Annotated in this window: 18 protein-coding genes; 7 read left to right on the forward strand and 11 right to left on the reverse strand. The window is 36.6% G+C overall.

Going from position 1 to position 20,183, the window contains the following annotated elements; genetic code table 11:
- Positions 1 to 4: 4 nt before the first annotated feature.
- The 7 genes from ccoN to DRF59_RS04470 all read left to right on the forward strand — a co-directional run bounded on the left by ccoN (position 5) and on the right by DRF59_RS04470 (position 6,929).
- Positions 5 to 2,266 carry a cytochrome-c oxidase, cbb3-type subunit I gene (gene ccoN, locus DRF59_RS04440; RefSeq protein ID WP_115957206.1) on the forward strand — a complete coding sequence of 754 codons (2,262 nt, stop codon included), beginning with the start codon at positions 5 to 7 and terminating at the stop codon, positions 2,264 to 2,266.
- Positions 2,267 to 2,287: 21 nt separating this feature from the next.
- Positions 2,288 to 2,488, forward strand: coding sequence for a cbb3-type cytochrome oxidase subunit 3 (locus DRF59_RS04445; RefSeq protein WP_115957208.1), 201 nt, complete (start codon positions 2,288 to 2,290; stop codon positions 2,486 to 2,488).
- Positions 2,489 to 2,498: 10 nt separating this feature from the next.
- Positions 2,499 to 3,380 carry a cbb3-type cytochrome c oxidase N-terminal domain-containing protein gene (locus DRF59_RS04450; RefSeq protein WP_115957210.1) on the forward strand — a complete coding sequence of 294 codons (882 nt, stop codon included), beginning with the start codon at positions 2,499 to 2,501 and terminating at the stop codon, positions 3,378 to 3,380.
- A 94-nt stretch (positions 3,381 to 3,474) separates the two neighbouring features.
- The gene (gene ccoG, locus DRF59_RS04455; RefSeq protein WP_115957212.1) at positions 3,475 to 4,929 is read left to right on the forward strand and encodes a cytochrome c oxidase accessory protein CcoG; all 1,455 of its coding nucleotides are present in this window, start codon (positions 3,475 to 3,477) and stop codon (positions 4,927 to 4,929) included.
- Positions 4,930 to 5,006: 77 nt separating this feature from the next.
- The gene (locus DRF59_RS04460; protein ID WP_115957214.1) at positions 5,007 to 5,459 is read left to right on the forward strand and encodes a FixH family protein; all 453 of its coding nucleotides are present in this window, start codon (positions 5,007 to 5,009) and stop codon (positions 5,457 to 5,459) included.
- A complete protein-coding gene (locus DRF59_RS04465; protein ID WP_115957216.1) occupies positions 5,450 to 6,175 on the forward strand; it encodes a sulfite exporter TauE/SafE family protein in 726 nt (241 codons plus the stop codon). Before DRF59_RS04460 ends, DRF59_RS04465 begins: the two co-directional genes overlap by 10 nt.
- A 19-nt stretch (positions 6,176 to 6,194) precedes the next feature.
- On the forward strand, positions 6,195 to 6,929 hold the full coding sequence (locus tag DRF59_RS04470) for a hypothetical protein (RefSeq protein ID WP_115957218.1): 735 nt from the start codon (positions 6,195 to 6,197) through the stop codon (positions 6,927 to 6,929).
- Positions 6,930 to 6,972: 43 nt separating this feature from the next.
- On the opposite strand, the gene serS is transcribed toward DRF59_RS04470, so the two are convergent.
- From serS to DRF59_RS04525, 11 genes are all read right to left on the reverse strand, one after another.
- Positions 6,973 to 8,241, reverse strand: a complete 1,269-nt coding sequence (serS, locus tag DRF59_RS04475; protein ID WP_115957220.1) for a serine--tRNA ligase — start codon at positions 8,239 to 8,241, stop codon at positions 6,973 to 6,975.
- A 65-nt stretch (positions 8,242 to 8,306) separates the two neighbouring features.
- A complete protein-coding gene (locus DRF59_RS04480) occupies positions 8,307 to 8,828 on the reverse strand; it encodes a hypothetical protein (protein ID WP_115957222.1) in 522 nt (173 codons plus the stop codon).
- Positions 8,829 to 8,868: 40 nt separating this feature from the next.
- Entirely contained in the window at positions 8,869 to 10,767 is a 1,899-nt protein-coding gene (gene asnB, locus DRF59_RS04485) for an asparagine synthase (glutamine-hydrolyzing) (RefSeq protein ID WP_115957224.1), read from the reverse strand.
- Between the two features lie 61 nt (positions 10,768 to 10,828).
- Positions 10,829 to 12,082 (reverse strand): MATE family efflux transporter, encoded by a 1,254-nt coding sequence (locus DRF59_RS04490; RefSeq protein WP_115957637.1) that lies wholly within the window; start codon positions 12,080 to 12,082, stop codon positions 10,829 to 10,831.
- Between the two features lie 4 nt (positions 12,083 to 12,086).
- Positions 12,087 to 13,220: a glycosyltransferase gene (locus tag DRF59_RS04495; RefSeq protein WP_115957226.1), complete on the reverse strand. Its 1,134-nt coding sequence runs from the start codon at positions 13,218 to 13,220 to the stop codon at positions 12,087 to 12,089.
- 85 nt (positions 13,221 to 13,305) lie between these two features.
- Complete coding sequence (locus tag DRF59_RS04500) at positions 13,306 to 13,794, reverse strand: hypothetical protein (RefSeq protein ID WP_115957639.1); 489 nt, start codon at positions 13,792 to 13,794, stop codon at positions 13,306 to 13,308.
- A gap of 180 nt (positions 13,795 to 13,974) precedes the next feature.
- Positions 13,975 to 14,754 carry a (Fe-S)-binding protein gene (locus DRF59_RS04505; RefSeq protein ID WP_115957228.1) on the reverse strand — a complete coding sequence of 260 codons (780 nt, stop codon included), beginning with the start codon at positions 14,752 to 14,754 and terminating at the stop codon, positions 13,975 to 13,977.
- Entirely contained in the window at positions 14,744 to 15,367 is a 624-nt protein-coding gene (locus tag DRF59_RS04510; RefSeq protein ID WP_115957230.1) for a hypothetical protein, read from the reverse strand. Before DRF59_RS04510 ends, DRF59_RS04505 begins: the two co-directional genes overlap by 11 nt.
- Positions 15,368 to 15,370: 3 nt before the next feature.
- Positions 15,371 to 16,699, reverse strand: coding sequence for a (Fe-S)-binding protein (locus DRF59_RS04515; RefSeq protein WP_115957232.1), 1,329 nt, complete (start codon positions 16,697 to 16,699; stop codon positions 15,371 to 15,373).
- Between the two features lie 8 nt (positions 16,700 to 16,707).
- Complete coding sequence (locus DRF59_RS04520; protein ID WP_115957234.1) at positions 16,708 to 17,658, reverse strand: MlaD family protein; 951 nt, start codon at positions 17,656 to 17,658, stop codon at positions 16,708 to 16,710.
- A 127-nt stretch (positions 17,659 to 17,785) separates the two neighbouring features.
- Entirely contained in the window at positions 17,786 to 19,939 is a 2,154-nt protein-coding gene (locus DRF59_RS04525; RefSeq protein ID WP_115957236.1) for a peptidylprolyl isomerase, read from the reverse strand.
- Positions 19,940 to 20,183 lie beyond the last annotated feature (244 nt).

A 20,183-nucleotide genomic window follows, 5' to 3' on the forward strand; every position in this document is an offset into this window, starting at 1 on the left:
TGATATGGAAACACAAAAGTTTAGTTATGACAACAGTATTGTCCGTGCGTTCCTCTATGCGACCATTGTCTTTGGTTTTATAGGGTTTACGTTTGGGCTTACGGCGGCATTAATGCTTTTCTACCCTGAATTACCCGAATTCTTTTTCGGAACCGATGATACAACCATCAATAGTCTTGCATCAGGCAATATTCAAGGGTTAATAAACACTCATGGTGCATTTGGTTTTGGTAGAATCAGGATGTTGCATACCAATACCGTAATCTTTGCATTCGTATGTAATATTGTGTATGTAGGAGTATACTACTCTACGCAAAGATTATTAAAAACAAGAATGTATAGCGATACATTGTCATGGATTCATTTCTGGACCTGGCAGCTTATGATCGTTGCTACGTTCATTACATTCTTTATGGGTATTAATACTTCTAAAGAGTATGCTGAACATGAGTGGCCGATTGATATCTTAATTGCTATATCCTGGATTATTTTCGGAGTTAATATGATTTTAACTATTGCTAAGAGAAGGGTAAGACACCTTTATGTAGCCATCTGGTTCTATCTTGGTACCTGGGTTGCTGTAGCAATGCTTCATATTTTCAACAATCTTGAAGTTCCATTATCATTCGCTGGCTGGAAATCATATTCTGCATATGCAGGAGCAAAAGACGCCATTGTTCAATGGTGGTATGGTCACAATGCGGTAGCATTTGTTTTGACAACTCCGGTTTTAGGTCTAATGTATTACTTCTTACCAAAAGCGGCAGACAGACCGGTTTTCTCATATAAACTGTCTATTATTCACTTCTGGTCATTAATTTTCGTATATATCTGGGCTGGTCCTCACCACCTTCAATATACAGCACTTCCTGCTTGGGCACAGGCTGTGGGAACAGGGTTCTCCATCATGCTTATTGCACCATCATGGGGAGGGATGCTGAACGGTCTTCTTACCTTAAGGGGAGCCTGGGATAAAGTAAGGGAAAATCCTATTCTTAAATTCTTTGTAGTAGCAGTTACCTGTTATGGTATGGCCACTTTCGAAGGTCCGCTTTTAGCAACAAAAAACATCAACAAAATTGGTCACTTCACAGACTGGGTTATCGGTCACGTACATTTAGGAGCTCTTGGATGGAATGGTTTCATGGCATTCGGGGTAATCTACTATCTGGTACCTATCATGTGGAGAACAAAACTTTGGTCTGTAAAATTAGCTAACTGGCATTTCTGGTTAGGTACATTAGGAATTATTTTCTATGCAGTACCAATGTATATTTCCGGATTCACACAAGGATTAATGTGGAAACAATTCAACCCGGACGGAACATTATTATGGAAGAACTGGTTAGATACTGTAACAGCTATTATTCCTTACTTCAAAATGAGATTCCTGGGAGGTTTATTCTATATTTCAGGAGCAATTTTAATGATCATTAACGTAATTGCTACAGTAAGAAAAGGATCATTCCAAAAAGAAGTACCGGCAGAAGCACCAGCTTTGGCTAATATCGGGAACAAACGTAAAGAAGGAGAAGGCTTCCACCTTTGGCTGGAAAGAATGCCGATGTTATTAACCGTATTATCATTATTTACCATTTCAATAGGTAGTATGGTGGAGATCATCCCTACACTATCTCTTAAGAAAAGTGTCCCTACGATTTCTGCTGTAAAACCATATTCTCCGCTTGAATTAGAAGGTAGAGATATCTATATCCGTGAAGGATGTAATGCATGTCACTCTCAAATGATCAGACCGTTCAGAGATGAAATCGTAAGATTTAACGGTAAAAACGGGCAATATTCCAAAGCTGGCGAGTTCGTATATGACAGACCATTCCTGTGGGGTTCTAAGAGAACAGGTCCGGATTTACATAGAGAAGGAGGTAAAAACCCAAGCTCTTGGCATTATAAACACATGTACAATCCAAGATCTACTTCAGCAGGTTCCATTATGCCTCGTTATCCTTGGCTGATTGCAAACAATCTAGACAGATCTAAAATGGTAGATAAAATGAAGCTAATGAAGAATACATTTGATGTACCTTACACGAAAGCTGAAATTGACTCTGCTGATAAATGGGCAGATAACCAGTCTGCAAAAATTGTAAAAGATATCTTCTCTGAAGCAAATGACCTGAAAGAGGCCTATGCTAAGAGACCTCAGGGAGAACTGGAGAAAAAAGAAATTATTGCTCTTATTTCTTATCTTCAGAGATTGGGAACAGATATCAAGACCACTGAAATTAAAACAGCAAGTAATAACTAAAAAACATTAAAAGGTTCACACATGATTCCTCAGAACTTTAAAGATATATTATCCAACACAGAAAACGCAGGTTTTTACCAGACGCTGGCTCTGATTTTCTTTATGCTGTTCTTCGTAGCTTTGGTAATCTATGTTTTTAGCAGGCCTAAAAAACATTACAAGGAAGAAGAAGAAGCTCCACTTGGGGATGATGAGGATGACGATTTTAATTTAAAAAATTAAACTATTTTTTATGAAACAAAGAACACCTGTTGTTATAAACATCTTAATAATAATTGGACTTTTAATAGTTTTCTATTATTTATTTGTACAGAGCTACTCGTTCCTGGCTTCTCCATACTTCTGGGGGACCGTTGTGATCGCTGGTATCTTAGCTTATATTCACGGTGCTATTGGAGATTTGATTGAGAATAACAAATTCAAAAAACTATCTCCGGAAGAAAAAGCAGCGTATTTAGCGGAAAAGAAAGTTCCATATTTCAAAAGACTATATCAAAGTGCATTCAAAAAGCAATCTGCTTCTGAAGAAAAGGATATTCTTATCGACCACGGTTTCGATGGAATTATGGAGCTTGATAACCAATTACCAAAATGGTGGGTAGGTTTATTCTATTTTGGGACCGCTTTTTGCATTGTTTACATTGCAGCTTATACATTCACAGATTTCGCACATCCGTTAAGCGAATATGAAAAAGAATATAAAGAGCAAATGGCAAGCATTGCAAAATATGAAAGTGAGCAGCCTCCTGTAACAATTGAAACAGCAAAATACTCTGCTGATAATATTGCGGAAGGAAAAGAATTATTCAAAACAAACTGTGCATCTTGTCACAAGGAAGACGGAAGTGGAGGTATCGGACCAAACCTTACTGATAACTTCTGGATCAACCAACCTGAGAAGACGTTATTTAAGAATATTTTCCACATGGACTGGAATGGTTCTCCTACTAATCCGGCGATGAGAGCATTTGGTAAGAACGGAGAGGTATCAGGAGCTGAAATTGAAAAAATTGCAGCATATGTATATCACATCAACCAGGAATTACCACCAGTGACTCAGGCTCAGGGAGGAGCTGCTCCTCAGGGAACTGAAGCACATTGGGAAAAAGAATAATTTAAAAAATTAGAAACATATGAAAAAAACATAATTTGTTATTAGAAAAAATAGTAACGAATTATGTTTTTTCTTTTTTTAAACATATTATAACATGTCAGACATAGAAGAAATAGAAGTACGAGGCGGACAGGGACAGGTTCTGGACCCTGAAACTTACAGAGATTCTATAGGGACAATGGAGCAATCCGGAAAAAGAAAATGGGTATTCCCTAGAAAACCAAAAGGGAAATATACCAACTATAGAAACATTGTAAGCTATGTTTTATTAATTATTTACTTTTCATTGCCATTCATCAAGATCAATGGTAATCCATTATTGATGTTTAATGTAATAGACAGGGAGTTTTTTATTTTTGGACAACCTTTCTACCCACAGGACTTTTTTATCCTGACTTTAGGAGCTATTGCATCTTTGATATTTATTATTGTTTTTACCATTGCATTCGGAAGAATTTTCTGCGGGTGGATATGCCCTCAGACAATTTTTATGGAATCAATCTTCCGTAAAATCGAATATATGATCGAAGGTGACAGGAATAAGCAAATGAAGCTGGACAGACAGGAGTGGAATAGTGAGAAGATCTGGAAAAGAAGCTTAAAATGGTCTATATATATCATTATTTCCCTTATCATTACCCATTTTATGTTTATGTACATCGTGGGATATGAAGAGGTTTTAAAAATCGTATCTGAGGGGCCGTTTGCCCATCCTACCAATTTTATGGTCATGATTCTCTTTACAGCTGCATTTTATTTTGTATTTGCATGGTTCAGAGAGCAGGTATGTACCCTTGTATGCCCATATGGAAGGCTTCAGGGAGTATTGATTGATAAAGATACCATTAATGTTTTCTACGATTTCAAAAGAGGAGAAAACAGAGCGAAATGGAGAAAGGGTGAAGACAGAAAAGCAGTTGGAAAAGGAGATTGTATTGATTGTCATCAATGTGTGGTCGTATGTCCTACAGGTATTGATATCAGAGACGGACAGCAGCTGGAATGTGTAAACTGTACAGCCTGCATTGATGCATGTGATGAAGTAATGGAAAAAGTGGGTCTTCCAAAAGGACTGATCCGATACGCCTCTGAAAATGAGATCGAAAAGCAGACCGAGTTTAAATTTACAGGAAGAATGAAAGGCTTTACAATATTCCTGTTCCTTTTAGTAGGCTTTCTGGGATATCTTCTTTACAGCCGTGGTGAAATGGAAGCCAAATTTATCAAACCGGCAGGAAGCACCTTCTTTGTAAGAGATGGTAAAATTACCAATACTTATAATTATACATTCCTTAATAAAACAAATGAGAAGAAAATTGTTACCATAAAAGTAATGGAACCTTCTCACGGTGAAATCACATATAGTGCTTCAAGCAAGATTCAGGTGGACAGAGATAAAATTTCCAAAGGAACCATTAATATCAGCTTCCCTGAAGATGAAATGAAGCTTTCTAAACAGAATATCACGATTGGAGTGTATGATCTGAAAGGAAATCTTATTGATTCTTATCAAACCTATTTTGAGGGACCTTTTAAACTACAATTTTAATTTTTAAGAAATCTCTGTGCTTCTATCATCAGCTTTGCATCACAGAGATTTCTTTACTACAATAAAAATCCGGAAAAATGAAGAACTTTAGTTGGGGACACGGTGTCGTAATTGCATTATTTGCATTCATCGCTTTTATATTATCCATGTTATTTCTTTTCCCGAACGGGCAGAAAAATTCTGAAATGGTGACGGATAATTATTATGAAGAAGAGTTACAGTACCAGGATGTGATTGATGCTAAAAAAAGAGCCGATGAGCTGCAGGAAAAGCCTGTATATTCTCAGGATAAAAACGGGATCAGGATAACCTTTCCCAAAAAACATAATAATTCTAACACTACAGTAAAGTTTGTTTTAAACAGAACCGACGATCAGAATTTAGATATTAAAAAGTCTGTACAGCTTGATGCTAATCAATCATTTTTAATTCCATCTCAGGTATTGAAAATGGGAAATTATACTTTAAGGCTGAGTTGGACAAAAGACAAAACAGACTATAGAATGGACTATGACGTAATATGGAAATAGGACTTATCATATCTGCTGTTGCTTTAGGTTTCGCTTCCGGATTCCATTGTATCGGGATGTGTGGGCCTATTGCTTTATCGATGGGATTAACAAAAAAACAGGCGGCCAATTTTTATTTGCAAAACCTTACCTATCAATTCGGAAGAATTTTCACCTACTCTTTACTGGGTGCTCTTTTAGGAATTATCGGCCAAGGTTTTGAGATGGCAGGCTTCCAGAAGTATTTAACTATTATTGCCGGAGTCTTACTTATTATTATGGCTCTGTTTTCTTTTGGAGGGAAAGATTTTGCATCAAAACTTCCTTTTCTATCCAAATTCCTGTACACTGTAAAATCAAATCTTGGAAGGCTGCTTCAAAAGGCGGATTACCGCTCCAGATTCAGTACAGGGATCCTCAATGGGTTTCTACCATGCGGAATGGTTTATATGGCTCTTACTGCAAGTCTGGCAGGAGGTGGAATATGGCAGGGTGCTTTATATATGGCCTTATTCGGACTAGGTACTCTTCCGTTCATGTTTGCTGTTGTATTAGTGGGAAACCTGATGAATCAGGCTTTCAGGATAAAAGTACTAAAAGCAGTCCCGGTTATTATGATCATTCTAGGTGGTTTATTCATTTTGCGTGGTCTTGAATTAGGAATTCCCTACGTTTCTCCAAAAGCTGAAGCCATGACCATATCACCTGGTCATAACGCGGCTGAACACTGTCATTAATAGGAACTATTATACAACCATGAAACTGATTGCCTTATTTTTAATAAGTCTGTTTTTACTGCAGTCTTGCATTGTAAATTCTGAAATTGTTTATCATAAAGATGCCTCCTCTACTTCTGTAACAGATATTGATAACCGGGGATTTATGACGGAAATGAAAGCAATGACTCCCGATTCATTACAACAAGATGAATTTAGTGAAATGGAGAAACTTCCTGATACGTGGACCAATATTTATGAACTGGAGAAACGTGAGGGAAGACTAAAGACAAAGAGTCCGGATAGCATAAAAATCATGAAAAAGATTTTCCTGAAATCAAAAAAGGAAAATAATGAGCACTCAGGACTTGCATTTAAACTGGAGCGTTTCACGCCTGATGATTATCTGGCCCTTAAAAACTTTATCAAAGAAGAAAAACTGCCTTTAGATCAGAATATCTTCAACAAGTGGGATGGAAAAACATTGATTATCAATACAGAAAACTTTAACCTGAAAAATCTTGAGGAAGCTCTTCGTTCCAAAAGCCCGGAAGATGGGACCGCAAATACCGCAGGTATGGTGGGTATGTTTTTCAAAAGTATTGAAACCTCTTTAAAATTTGAAAATAAAATAAAATCTGTTACAGGTAAACATGACTGGCTTAAGCAGATCGATGATTATTCTGTGAGGATAGAATATGATGTAAAAGCCATGTATGACCAAGAAGCAAAATTTAAAAAAGCTGATAAGGAAATTATTATTGTTACAGAATAAAAAACCCACCGGATCCGGTGGGTTTCTTTATCATTTGGATGATCTAGTTTATTACATCAAATCTTGCATACTCTGCAACCTTTTTAGGAAGCTTAATACCTTCCGGTGTCTGATTATTCTCAAGCAAGGCAGCCATAATTCTTGGCAGAGCCATTGCAGATCCATTTAGGGTGTGTACCAATTGAGATTTACCATCCGCTTTATAACGGCACTTCAATCGGTTAGCCTGAAAGGTTTCAAAATTAGAAACTGAACTTACTTCCAGCCACATCTCCTGAGCTGCACTCCAAACTTCGAAATCATAAGTCATAGCAGATGCAAATCCTGTATCTCCGCCACAAAGTCTTAATACTCTGAACGGAAGTTCAAGATCAGTAAGAATTTCTTTAATATGCTCTACCATTTCCTCCAGTACAGCATAAGAATTTTCAGGTTTTTCAATTCTTACAATCTCCACTTTTTCAAACTGATGAAGGCGGTTCAGTCCTCTTACATGAGCTCCGTAGCTTCCCGCTTCTCTTCTGTAACATTGGGAAAAAGCTGTATTTTTAACCGGAAGATCCTTTTCATCAAACAGCACATCACGGTACAGGTTGGTTACAGGAACTTCGGCCGTTGGAATAAGGTATAATTTATCTTCATTGATATAATACATCTGCCCTTCCTTATCAGGTAATTGTCCTGTTCCGAATCCAGATGCTTCGTTTACAACATGAGGAGGATTAACCTCAGTATATCCTTTTTCCACGTTTTTATCTAAAAAATACTGAACCAGGGCTCTCTGTAGTCTTGCTCCTTTTCCTAAATAAACAGGAAAACCTGCTCCGGAAATCTTAACTCCTAATTCAAAATCAATAAGGTTATATTTTTTTGCCAATTCCCAGTGAGGAATAGCTCCTTCGCCAAGTCCCTCTACAGGATGAGACTGGAAAATAATTTCATTGTCATCAGCAGATGCCCCACTCTTCACCAATTCATTAGGAATATTCGGGAGCTGATATAAAATGTCTGATAAAGCTTTTTCCTTTACTTCTAACTGAGATTTCAATTCTGAACTCGACTCTTTGTACTGTGCTGTTTTAGATTTTGCAGATTCCGCTTCTTCTTTCTTTCCTTCTTTCATTAAAAGCCCAATTTCTTTGGAGATTTTGTTGATTTCGGAAAGCTGGGAATCTAATTCAAACTGGATTCTTTTTCTTTCGTCGTCAGCAGCGATAGCTTCGTCTACCAACTCAAGATTCTTGAATTGTCTTTTTTTAAGACCTTCTAAAACGCGTTCCTTATTGTCGCGTAAAAAATTGACTTGTAACATTTTATTTAGATGTTAAATATTAGATGTTTAGCTTATGTCAAGCTAACAATTGTACAAATTTAAAACTATTTTACGATAGTGAAAGTATTTATGGAATTTGGTGCCTCCGCTTCTTTTGAAAAGACTTCCTTTTTATTATAAAGCACTTTCGAGACCTGGAATAATGTAGGACTTTTTCTATACTGGATCTCCAGAGTATCAATAATTGTATCACTCACACTATTTACTGTTCTTCTCAGTTCCAGAGTCATTCTGGAATAATAGGAATTCCCCGTTCCCGGATTACTTGGGCTTACAGAATCAAGCCTGATTCTTTTAGCACCTGCAATGTACTCCATATAAAAAACAGAGTCAGGGGTCATCTTGAGTGATACATTTACAGGAGAAACATCCCGGTCTCCAAACATATCATTTACAGAATATCCGTTATAAGACCCGGATTTTTTACTGTTCAGTAAATCCTGGCCAGCCGAATTTTTCATATACATATTCAATATCTGATCAATTCTCTGTAAAGATTCATCATCACTTTTACAGCTTAAAAGTGCGAAACCCAAAACCAATATTCCAAAAATAATATTTCTCATTCACAACAAAGATAAAAATATTAATCTTTAAGCAGCCTGTTTATTTTTCAAAATATTTCTGATACCATAGCTCAAAAGTTACCAGTTGCCATATTTTCACCCAGTCGTATTCATTTTCCAGGTTACTCCACCATTGATCTATAACATCATTTTTGAAAAAATTCCTTTTTTTCAGGCTTTCCAGATTTTCAGCAATAAATATCCTGACTTTTTTCTCATTTTTAATAAAATGATTTAATGGAAACGAAAAACCCCGCTTAGGCATGTTCAGGACTTCAGAAGGCAGATACCGATCTGCTGTTCTACGCAATAAAGGTTTATTCTGGACTCCATTGAACCGGAAATGCTCAGGCAGTGAAGCAACATAATCAATCATTTTATTGCTCAGATACGGATAACGGAATTCTACTCCATATTTCATCGCGCTAAGGTCATCTCTGAAAACATGATGAGAAGACAGGGAATACTTCATATCATATTCAAAATATCCTGAATAATTACTGGATTCTGACAAATGGTAAGCAGATAAATCCGGATTTATATGGCTGTAAATATCAGATTTTAAAACATTCTTAACTTCTGATGGAGACATACTGACCTGGCTCTGGCGAAAAAAATCAAACATAGATTTCTGAGAAAAATAATTCTTCACCTTTTCTGAAAACTTATCCGTTGTAAAGATAAAGTGCCTGGCAAAATTAAAATTCCGCATTAAAAGCCATTTTTTAAGCTTTAAGGTGTGGGAATATCCCCCAAAAAGTTCATCTGCTCCATTTCCGCTCAATACAACTTTTAAATGCTGATTTTTGGCATAATCTGCGGCATGGACCAGAACCTCTAAACTGCTGTAAGGTTCTTCAAAATGTTGAATATCTTCTTTTAAATGTTCCAGAACTTCCTTATCGCCTACTTCATTAACCTGATGAGAAACTCCGAATTTTTTGGCAGCCAATACTGCATTATTTATTTCTTCGTCAGAAAACGGATAAGAAATGGTAAAAGTTTTAATACCTGTATTGAATGATTTGGATTTAGCAGCCAGTAATGTAGAATCTATTCCTCCACTCATCATAATTGCTACCGGAACATCCGCATACAATTGTTCTGATATACTTTCGGATAAAAGTGCATCTATTTTTTTAACAGCTTCTGATTCTGTAATATTTTTTTCTGTACGTGCAGGCAATTCCCAAAATTTTTGTGTCGTTACCTTCTGAGTCTGCAGATCAATAGTCATAAAGGAAGCGGGTTCTAAAGAAAAAATGCCTTTAAAACAAGTTTCAGGAGCCAATGTAGTCTGAAAAAGAAAATTTGTATACACTCCATTCCAGTTAATTTCAGCATCTACAAACTCATTCTTAAGCAGCCCTTTTATTTCTGAAGCCCAAACTAATCCCTGATTACTTTGGTAATAAAAAAGAGGCTTCATTCCAACCCTGTCCCGGGCAAGAATAATTTTTTGATCTGCAATATCAACAATGCACATTGCAAACATACCGTCTAACTTTTCAAACATACCATACCCCCATTCCTGATAAGATTTCAGAATAACCTCTGTATCAGAAAGACTTCTAAAAACATGTCCTGAATCTTCAAGCAATTTTCTGAGCTTACGAAAGTTATAGATCTCTCCATTGAAAGTAATAATTGTCTGTTCATTTTCAGAAGTCATAGGCTGATGCCCTTTTTCACTAAGGTCAATGATTGAAAGCCTGCGAAAGCCTAAGGCAATATCTGAATTTTCATTCCCCAGCAGAGGAAACTGCTGTTTAATAGCAGGGATAGAATCATTCCCTGAAAAAGAGCAACCCTGATTATTTACATAAAGCCAGAAGCCTTCATCATCCGGACCGCGATGTCTGATCGCCCGGTTCATCTCCGTAATATTTTCAGTGGAAATACTTTTATGGAATGAATAATAACCGCAGATTCCGCACATAATAAATTTAATAGGTTTGTAAAAATAGGGAAATGACTTTATTTATGGTTGTCAGACAGGATTATTTCTTTAAAAACTTCTCTCTCAAGAAAACGATATCGTCCCTGGTAATCATATAATCCCTCAATTTAAATTCTGTATAACGGTAAAACTTTACAAATAATAGAATTGCAGATACTAAATAAGATAATACAGTAACCAGACAGGCCCCCGGAATTCCCCATATCGGAATAGCAATAAAGGAAAAAAGAACGGTGATAAGCAATCCTGCCACTGATTTAACATTCAGAATTCTGAGTTCCCTGATTCCGGAAAAGTAATATCCTACAATGTCACTCACCGCAATAGCGAAAATTCCCGGGCATAAAAAGAGCATGATTTTTTTTGTATCCCTGAATTCCTGACCAAAGATCAGGGTATAGACCTGTGAAGGAATAATAAGTATCCCCAATACAAATCCCAGCATTAAAAAGACAGTCAGTTTGAGTGCTGACTTTGTTTTCTGTATTGATTCTTCCCTACTTGTACTATTCACCACATCAGAATATAAGACCACGGCAATACTTCGTGTAATGGTCCATATTGCTTCCGAAAAAGTAACGCCAATAGAAAATATTCCCACACTTGCAATTCCTTCATAATATTCTAAAAAATAGAAAGAAAGCCGGTAATTAAGGAATTGTATAAATGCACTCAACTGTGTTTTCCAACCGTATTCAAACATATTTCTGGATACGGTTTTAGAAAATTTGATCTCAGAAATACTGCATTTTCTGATGATCTGAAAAAAGCTAATGGCAAATAATACTGCCAGACAAAAGATATGTGCCAGAAAGTAAACAGAAACGTCTTTCATCCGGAAAAAATAAACGAAGATTCCGATAAAAAGGATATGCACAAGTTGCTGTAAGACAGTATAAATATTAAATTTCTTTATATTCTGTGTTCCTATAAATAAGTTGATATTCGTTGATAAAAGGGAAGAAAAAACGGATATTCCGATCAGATAAAAAATATATTCACTCTGGATCGAAGCAATACCGAAGAGAACAGGAACCAATGTTCCGGTAATAACAGACCATAAATAGGCATACAGTAAAATCTGTTCTATCTTAAATTTGGAAGCAAAATATGAGGTACTGCTTCCTGAGAAAATGCTGCTGAAAAAGCTGACTGCTGCTACATTAGCCACAACAATAGAAATAATCCCCTTTCCTTCGCTTCCCCACATATTGGTAGAAAAGATCACCAGACTGAAACTAAGGATCAGGATAAGAAAACGGGAAACGAAAGTTTTAATAACAGTAAGTTTCATGACTTTATTTTTCAAGAGATCTTTTCACAAAATCAAGAAAGGAGTTACGAATAATTCCCCAGTTAAATTTTTCCTTAAAATCTTTTCTTGCCTGTAATGCATTCCTGTCATATACCTCCGGATGTTTCACATAGCTGATAATAATATTTGCAATCTGTTCTGCATTTTGCGGATGAACAAGATTTCCGAATGACAACTTCCCCAGATGTTCCCGGATCCCTTTCAGATCAGAATAAATAACCGGTTTCCCTGCTCCCATAAAATAAAATAATTTTATAGGAAGAGAATGATTATTTTCAAAATTAATCTCTCTCAGGTCAAAACAAATATCTGCGTTTGAAAATGCCTCCGTGAAGTTTTCAAAGGAAGTGGGCTTTTTTATCTCCACAGCCTCAAAGGAGTACTTTTTAAGAAGTTCGGAAAAATAAATCTCATCGCTTTTTTGTCTTGCCGATCCTATGATCAGGATCTTAACCTCCAGCTGAGGAAATTCTTGCCGTACATAATCTGCTGCCTTAAAAAAGTTTCCAATTCCTTTATCCTTTGAAATCATTCCTGTATAACAAAGGGTAATTTTACCAGATTCAAGTTTTTTTATACTTTCTTTGACATATATTTCATCCGGATAATACGGGAGTATTATTTTCTTTTTAAACCAGAAAAGATAACCCAGAGGAAATTGTTTTGTTTTTTCACCAAAAATAAAATGAGTGCTGAGAAAACCAGCATACAATTGTATCAGAAAAAATTTTACGGCCTGGAAAATCTTTACCGGAAACCTGTAAACTTCAAGCATAGACATTGCAGGGTACCACTCGGTAATATCGTATATACAACTGATCTCCCGTTCTCTTACTATTTTTTTTGCAGCAATGACAGCTAAGGGTTCCGAACAGATAATGCAATCGGGAGAAAAGGCATTACAAACCTTTCTAAAAACATTTATCTTAGTCTCAATACTTTCTTCCAATACCGAATAAGCTTCTATATCAACTCCATATATAACTCCTTGATATTCTGAATACAAACTACAAATCTTCACCTCGTACCCTATATCTCTGAGGGCTTTAGCCTGATGATAAAAAATCCTGTCATCATCATAATTGTGTGAAGTTGTTAAAAAAAGTACTTTCGGCATTAGTTATATTGGGATAGATACAAAGATACATTAAAACAAAAAAGTGGAATATCTTCCACTTTTGTTTATGGTGCTATGATAAACACTATTTTATAGATGCTGCCCAGCTTTTTTCCAGAGGAAGAAGAAAATGACTTAAGAAATCAAGATATGTATTTTTAGAGAAATCAAACACCTGGATGTCAGCTGAAAGTTCTCCGTTTCTCAATTGAGATTTAAAATCCTGAAGCTTTAATGTTTTTACTTCCCCGTTTTCTATAAAGCTGGCTTTCATTCTGTCAAAAAGCCCAAGCTGATATGTTTCGTCAATTTCTCTCATTACTTTACCAAGAGCATCTATACTGCATCCTGAAGCCATTTCCTTCTCTTCATCCACGCAGATAATGATAAACTGATTCTTTTCAATTTTAAAAGAGGAAGAAAGCGGTTTCCCATGAGCAGCCCATGTCGCAAGAAAATCAAAAAGCTTTTCTGTAATTGCTTTTGCCTCTTTCGTTTCAAATGGCCTTGAAGCCGGATATATGATCACTCTGTAGTCGTTGGTCTCTACAATATTGGATTCTTCAATTTTCATATCTAAACTATTATTTTTTAGGGTACATACCATCCATAGCTATTTCCGTCTTTCAGAAATATACTGCCGGAGATTTATATCCTGCCAATTAAATATCAAAATTAAGAAATATTCTTGAGTTGATAACAAATAAAAAACTCAGGCTATTACCTGAGTTCTTGTTTGTATTGTATCAATATACTATAAATCCTCTGCTTCGGCAAGAAGTTCTACTATATCTTTGACTGCTACTTCTGTATTTTTATTAAAGTGCTTTACTCCGTCTGTCATCATTGTATTGCAGAAAGGACATCCTGTTGCAATTACTTTAGGTTCAAATGAAAGAGCCTCTTCTGTTCTTTCAATATTGATATCTTTATTTCCTTTTTCAGGTTCTTTAAACATCTGCGCCCCTCCAGCTCCACAGCAAAGCCCGTTTGTTCTGCAACGTTTCATTTCTACAAGTTCTGCATCAAGCTTTTCAAGCAATAACCTTGGTGCTTCATACTCATCATTGGCTCTTCCAAGATAACACGGATCATGGAATGTAATTTTCTTTCCTTTAAAAGCTCCTCCTTCAATCTTTAATCTTCCTTCTTCCATTAATGTTTTAAGGAACTGGGTATGGTGAACCACTTCATAGTTTCCGCCCAGACCAGGATATTCATTTTTAAGGGTATTGAAACAATGTGGGCATGCCGTCACAATTTTTTTAACTTCATAAGCATTCAGAACCTCAATATTAGTAAGGGCCATCATCTGAAAAACAAATTCATTCCCGGCTCTTTTAGCAGGATCTCCGGTACAGCTTTCTTCCTGTCCTAAAACGGCAAATTCAACTCCTATTTTATTCAGTATCTTGCAAAATGCTTTTGTAATTTTTTTAGCCCGGTCATCGAAACTTCCGGCACATCCAACCCAAAATAAAACTTCCGGGGATTTTCCTTCGGCAGCATATTCTGCCATTGTTTTAATTTGCATTTTCTTTTTGTTTAATTAATAAGTTAGCATAGTATTCCTTTGCTTTTTTCATAACCTCTACAGGGACAATAGAAACATATAAAGGATTGGCTTCATCGTAGTTAAGATACTTCCAGGTATTTCCAGTAGATTTATCATTAAGGGCAAGGATCATACTTTCCTTACTCATTTCAACGGTTGTATCATTTAAGAATTTTGCTTTCATTCCCTGAGCTTCCATCATTCCCAGCATCATTTGTTTTTTATCTTCATCAAATGTCTCTTTTAAAAAGGTCATTCTCATTTTCATAGGATAAGTAGTAAAAGCATATTTAGTATTTTCTTCAGTCGTAAAGATATCAGAAACTTCAAATGTACTTTTATCAGAATCTACCATTTCCAGTTGAAACTCATCATTCTTTTCAAACATTTTTTTGAATCTGTCAGTCAGCATTGCCCTGTCAACTTTTTCAAATATAGCCGGATGAGTCATGTTTAGCATCCCATCGTAGTCCTTTTTTTGAAATAAGAACATGAATGATTGGGAATCTTCAAGAATCTTTTTCTGGTCAGGAGACTGAGCCCACAAAACCCCAGAAAGCACAAACAGGAATAAGAAGAATAGCTTTTTCATGATTTAATCATTTGCCCAGTTCAAACGATCTGCCTGATTATACTGCCACGGAGCAGCATTGTTTTCCACATTGGTCATCATCAGATTAAGTTCCTGTGGGGCAGCAGACTGTTCCATAACCAGGAATCTTCTCATTTCAAAAATAATGGAAAGCGGATCCAGTAATACAGGGCAGGCTTCTGTACATGCATTACATGTGGTACAAGCCCAAAGTTCTTCTTTTGTAATATAGTCATTCAGCAATTTCTTACCGTCATCCACAAATTTTCCGTTCTTATCTATATTTCTTCCCACTTCTTCCAGCCTGTCCCTTGTTTTCATCAGAATTAACCTCGGGGATAATTTTTTACCTGTAATATTGGCAGGACAAACAGAAGTACAACGTCCACATTCTGTACATGAATATGCGTTAAGCAACTGTACCTGATTAAGGTCAAAAATATCTTCTGCACCAAACTTTGAAGGTACAGCCTCCGCCTCTCCTTCAGCAGGAGCAGCGTATGGATCTGCATTGGGATCCATCATTAATCTGATTTCTTTAGTTACGGACTCAAGGTTATTGAATTTCCCTTTCTTGTTAAGATTAGCATACCATGTACTTGGAAATGCAAGGATAATATGCAGATGTTTTGAATAATATAAATAATTCATGAAGAAAAGGATTCCTACAAAATGGAACCACCATGCTCCTTTTTCAATAAAGAATAAGAAGCCATCGCTGAAACCACTGAAGAGCGGACCTAAGACTGTAGCACTAATAGGAAAACTACCATGCGCCGGAAGAAGACCTCTCTGTTGTAACACCCACTCCGCACCATTCATTTTAAAGAAAGCCATCATCAGGGCAAATTCTATAATAAGAATCCAGTTGGCATCCTGTTTTGGCCATCCGAAAAGCTCTTTCATAGTTAGCCTTTTAACCCCGTAAAAATTTCTTCTGATAAAAAATACAACAACTCCGATAACCACAAGAATTGCCAGAATTTCCAATGTCGCCGTAAAAAAACTGTAAAACCCGTTTCCTAAAACTGTAGCCAGAAAACGGTGAGTACCAAACAGTCCGTCAACAATAATTTCTATAAGTTCAATATTGATAATTATAAAACCCACATATACGAAAAGATGCAGTATTCCGGCAACAGGACGTTTTACCATTTTACTCTGGCCCATTGCCACTCTGGCCATAGTACTCCAGCGCTCAGATTTTCTGTCGTTTCTGTTAATCTCATGACCTAACCTGATATTTCTGTAAATTTTTTGAAGGCTTTTGGCAAACAGTCCAAATCCGGCCACTAATAAAATCAGGAAAATAATGTTATCGATGTACTGCATAAGGCGTATTAGTCTTTATTGTTTTTACCGAAAACAGAGAAATTAATATATCTCTTAGGATTCGCTTTCATATCTTCGATCAATGAATTCAAATTGGAAGAAGCAGAATTCAGGTTGTTATAAAGCTGTTCATCCTTCATAAGCTTACCTAAGCTCCCCTGCCCGTTATCTATACCACTGATCACCTGATTCAGTTTTCCAACCGTAGCATCCAGACTTGCAATAGTAGCATTCAGCTGTTTGGTATCAATACTCTGTGCAAGATTTCCATATTTATCCAGCGTTACTTTTCCACTCTGCATAGTAAGGCTTGCGTCATCCAATACTTTCTGAAGTTTAGGATCATTATGCCCTACCAGGGTATTTACGCTTCCAGCCGTGGTCTCCAATGCCCCCACTGTTTTATTAAGATTGGATAACAAGGCTCTGATTTCGGCTCTGTTCTGTGCATCTACCAGCTGATTGGCATTGGCCATCAACGAATCTACTTTATGCAACACCCCCTGTAACTGATCTTTCACAGGACCAACCTGAGAAGAAAGGCTTCCCATCATCCCTAGTTTAAATGCTCCTTTCAGGGTATCACCATCTTTCGCTGTAGCACCTCCATACACAAGGTTAACCCTCATTTCTTTACCTGACATGAGTCCGGGTTCAAAGATTTCAAGGGTAGAGTTTTTTGAAAATTCAAACTTGTTATCAACTGTAATTTTAACAACAAAGCTGATTTTTCCGTCTTTTGCTGTCTGAGGAATGATCTTGTCCACCTGACCTACTTTAAGTCCATTGATGGATACCGCAGCAGATTGCGCAAGGCCTTCTACATTATCATATTTTGCGTAAAATATATTATCGGTAGTAAAAAGGCTTTTCCCTTTCATGAATTGAAACAACAACACAAAGCCTACGATAGCTAGAAGTGTAATCACACCAGCTTTTAATTCTTTACTGAACTTCACTTGCTAATTTTTTTCTAATAAGCAAATATAATACATTTTAAATAAATCTTTTCCTTTATTGTTCTGCGTTAAATACAAAAAAGCGACAAAAAAAATTGTCGCTTTTATATTCATGAAATTTATTTTCTTATTGTTGCTGATTTCCCAGCTTATTCCAGATCTCAATTCTATAATCCTTAATATCTGCATTATCCTGAAGACTCTTTAACCAAGCCTGTCCGAACATACCTGCATTTCTTTGGGTAATAGATTCTGTAAATTGTTTAACATCTCCCGGCTGTTTATTAACCGTCTCAGATTTTTTGATCAGAACATAAACTCCCGTTCCTCCTTCAACCGGTTTTGAAAGTACTCCTTTCTTAACTCCAAATGCAGCTCCGGCCACTTTAGGCTCCATAGCACCTGCTACAGATGGATTTAACAGGTTTACCTGAGCAGATTGTTTTGAAGCGGCAAACAGTTTTGCAATCTGATCTAAGTTTGAAGCTTTAGCAGCTGCGATTTTATCAGAAATCTGTTTTGCAGCCAGTTTATTTTTAACAATAACTTCAATCTGATCTCTTACTGATTCAGGATCTGCAAGTCCTGCTTCCTGTTTCCCGTTCAGATATACTACAATTTTATCACCTGTTCCGTCTACAGTGAAAAGTTCTGTATCCCCTTTAGATCTTTTCTTATCAAAAGCCCATGTTAGAATTTCAGGGTCCTTTTCAGTTCCTAAGCCCTGAAGCTGCCCTTCAAACCTTTTTGCGGCCTTTGGGTTAGAGAACTGATAGTTTCCTTTCTTGGCAATGTTCACGAAATCGTTGAAAGATTTGCCCTGAACCTGTTGAATGAATTTTCTTGATTTTTTATCTGTTTCAGCTTCAGTTGCATCTGAAGGTTTAACCGCTTTCACTAAGTTGGCAACTTTATATCCCATTGATCCGGCTTTTTTATCCTCAATATTGATGATATGATAACCGAATTGTGTTTCCACTACCCCTGTAGCTCCTTTTGGATTATTTGCAAGATAAGCAAGAAATTCCGGAACAAAAGGTGTTTCTGGAGTTGTCCAGCCAAGACTTCCTCCTTGCGCAGCAGAATTCGGATCATTGGAAAGTTTAAGGAATTCCGTAAACTTGGCAGGGGTTGCTTTAACAATAGCTCCAATAGAGTCTGCAAGTTTCTTTGCTTCCTCTTTTGATCTTGTTACCCCTTCTCCTGCCGGACTTCCTTTGAAAGCAATAAGGATATGTCTTGATAGTGTAGAATCTGAAGCCTTCTTTCCTACCAGCTTGGAAACTACGTAGAAATCCTGTTCTTTATAAGGACCGAATGTTTGTCCTATCGCTGCTGTAGCAATCTGGCCTTGTATCGTTGCCGGCAATTGATTAGGTGTTACATACTGAGGATTGAATGGCATATCAGAGTTCGCCATTACAAACATTGAGTCGTTTTTCGTGTTCTGGAAGTTTTCTGTACCTCCGCTTGCATCTGTACCTCCTGAATATAGTTTTGTAATTTCTTTAAGCGCTGCTGCATCATCTGCCGCACTAGGCTTGGAAGGGAAATATACAATTCCTATATTTCTGCTTGGCTCTGCCTTGAACATCACAGGATGCTGCTTGATATAATTTGCAAGATCTTCAGTGGTAACATTAATTTTTGTTTTCTGAAGATATGCAGCATAGTCAACTTTTACAAAGTCAATATCAGCAAGCTGATCTCTCTGCTTCATCAGCTCCTCAGCTTCTTTTTTACCTGTAGTGATCCCTGCTGAAATATTGGTAAACACCTGTCTAGCCATCAATCTGTATTCAATGGTCTTTCTTGTTTTCAGCCACTGAGCATATGCTTGCGGGTTGGTGTTTTGTAATGTTTCAATTTCTTTTTTAAGCTCTTGAGTTTTAAAATTACCTTTCTCATCAAAGAACTGCTGGTTTTGAGCAAACATCTGATCGTACTGGATCTGGTTCCAGAAATAATCATCAGTCATCTCAAATCCTAATTTCTCAAATTGTTGTTTGATAAGTTTAGATTGTACAAGTAACTGCCAAGCCTGCTCTTCAAGACCTGTTTTTGGACGGCCTTGTTGTTCAGCTTGCTGTTGCAGCACGAAAAGCTGATCGTTGAACTCTTCGCGGGTAATTTTTTCACCATTTACTTTTCCTAAAACGTCAGGATTTTTACCAAAAACCTTGTCGATACTATCGGGGTTCACCAAAAACGCCAAAAGCGCTAAGGCTATTACTCCCATTAAAAGCCAAGGCTTACTCCTAATCTGTCCTAAAATTGCCATTTTATAAATTATAGTTTTTTATCAGTTTGCGAAAATACACATTTTTAAGAAATTACAGAAGCAGAAGTTCTTTATTTTAATTTTTAATCATCAAGAATATTTAAAAAAGGAAATTTTGACCATTTTTTTTAGTAAAAAACAAATGGCATAAGTATTGTGCGTTTTAGTATATTATAATACACCACACGTTTTTAGTGCTTATTATAAAAAATCAACTTAACGATTAAATACGAAAATGACAATT

This window comes from Chryseobacterium flavum (genome assembly GCF_003385595.1).
GTDB lineage: Bacteria > Bacteroidota > Bacteroidia > Flavobacteriales > Weeksellaceae > Chryseobacterium > Chryseobacterium flavum.